This window comes from Tepidiphilus sp. HLB4 (genome assembly GCF_054823945.1).
Genome location: NZ_JSYB01000084.1, coordinates 1 through 1,790 on the forward strand (window position 1 = coordinate 1; position 1,790 = coordinate 1,790).

The following is a 1,790-nucleotide window of genomic DNA, read 5'->3' on the forward strand; positions in this document are numbered from 1 at the left end:
AGGACAGAGGAATTTTATCAGAGGCCGGGGGTGGAGGGGTTTTTCGAGGTGCCCCATGATCTGGTGCCCTTTCGTACCGACAAGCGCTTTCATCATAGCAGCACGGCGGTACAATGCTTCCCATGAAACTCGCCACCTGGAACGTCAACTCCATCACCGCCCGGCTGCCGCACTTGCAGCGCTGGCTTGCCGGTGCCCGCCCCGACGTGCTCGCGCTGCAGGAGCTCAAATGCCCGGTGGAGAAATTTCCCGCGCAAGCGATCGCCGAGCTCGGCTACACGGCCGCCGTGCATGGGCAGAAGACCTACAACGGCGTGGCGCTGCTGGTGCGCGCGGGGCTGCCCTGGCGCGAGGTGGCGCGCGGCGTTCCCGAGTTCGACGATGAGCAGGCGCGCCTCGTCGTGGCCGAGCTCGACGAGCCCGGCAGCGAAGCGCCGCTGATCGTGGCGAGCGCCTACTTTCCCAACGGTCAGGCGATGGGCAGCGACAAGTTCGCCTACAAGCTCGGCTGGATCGACGCGCTCGCTTCCTGGATCGAGCGGGAACGGCTGGCGGAGCGCCCGTTCGTGCTCATGGGCGACTTCAACATCGCCCCGGCACCCGAAGATACCCACCCCGACTGGCCGCAGGACGGCATCCTCGCTTCACCCCCCGAGCGCGCCGCCTTTGCCCGGCTCCTCTCGCTCGGGCTCGTCGACGCCTTCCGCCGCTTTCCCCAGCCCCCGCAGTCCTATTCCTGGTGGGACTACCGCCAAGGAGCATTCCGGCGCAACCTGGGCTTGCGCATCGACCACATCCTCGTCTCCCCCGCTGTGCTGCCGCGGCTGCGCGCCTGCACGATCGACGTCGAGCCCCGGCGCTGGGAACGCCCCTCGGATCACGCCCCGGTGGTGCTGGAGCTCGCTCCGATGGAGCAGTTCAACGCCATGGCGCAGCGTGCTATCATATAGTTATCTTGTAACACATAAAGGTGACGCCATGAGCAAGGCAACCTTTACGTTCCGGGTCGATGAAACACTCAAATCCGAGTTCTCCGCCGCAGCCAAAAACTGCGACCGCAACGCCGCGCAGCTCCTGCGCGACTTCATGCGCAATTTCGTCCGGCAACAGCAGGAAGCCGCGGAACATGACGATTGGTTTCGCCGCCAGGTGCGGACCGCTCTGGACTCAGCCAATGCCGGGCATCTGATTCCAGCGGTCGAAGTCGAAGCAAAGTTCTCGGCCAAACGGGCCGCAACGCGCCGCCGGCTTGAATCCTCCGTCGAATGATGGAGCTATTCTGGACTCCTGAGGCAATCCAGGACCGCAGCGAGATTTATGACTACATCGAGGCCGACAATCCAGTCGCCGCCCTAACCCTCGATGAACTGTTTGCAGAAAAGGCCAGGTACTTGGTCGATCATCCGGGTCTGGGCCGGCCCGGCCGCGTCGCAGGCACCCGCGAGCTGGTGGTGCATCCGAATTACATTCTGGTCTATGATGTCGCCGGCAACAGGGTGCGCGTGCTGCGGGTACTCACGCTGCCAGGCAATGGCCGCCAGGCCGTGGTTGATGTCTCGACCATTTCTGGTGAATAAACAGGCGTCCCTTTGGGTGCCATGCAGTGGTGCCGTTGAGAGGACTCGAACCTCCGACCTACTGATTACGAATCAGTTGCTCTACCAGCTGAGCTACAACGGCGTGGTGCGCGGCCTTGCGGCCTGGAAGAAATGGAATTCTATCCTCTCCCCGCCCGAAAATCAAGCTCGCGCCGGCCGAGCGTGTAGCGAACAAATAAACTGTCCGGACTT

General features: G+C 63.1%; 2 protein-coding genes, 1 tRNA gene and 1 pseudogene. 3 read left to right on the forward strand and 1 reads right to left on the reverse strand.

Features of this window, described 5'->3' with window-relative positions:
- Positions 1-122 precede the first annotated feature (122 nt).
- The 3 genes and pseudogenes from xth (at position 123) to OA56_RS09965 (ending at position 1,552) form a co-directional block, all read left to right on the forward strand.
- Positions 123-950 carry an exodeoxyribonuclease III gene (xth, locus tag OA56_RS09955; RefSeq protein ID WP_461585067.1) on the forward strand — a complete coding sequence of 276 codons (828 nt, stop codon included), beginning with the start codon at positions 123-125 and terminating at the stop codon, positions 948-950.
- Positions 951-978: 28 nt separating this feature from the next.
- On the forward strand, positions 979-1,269 hold the full coding sequence (locus OA56_RS09960) for a hypothetical protein (RefSeq protein ID WP_461585068.1): 291 nt from the start codon (positions 979-981) through the stop codon (positions 1,267-1,269).
- Positions 1,269-1,552 (forward strand): annotated as a pseudogene (locus OA56_RS09965) (type II toxin-antitoxin system RelE/ParE family toxin). Before OA56_RS09960 ends, OA56_RS09965 begins: the two are co-directional and overlap by 1 nt.
- Positions 1,553-1,604: 52 nt before the next feature.
- Here the strand turns inward: OA56_RS09965 and OA56_RS09970 are convergent.
- Positions 1,605-1,680, reverse strand: a tRNA-Thr gene (locus OA56_RS09970).
- Positions 1,681-1,790 lie beyond the last annotated feature (110 nt).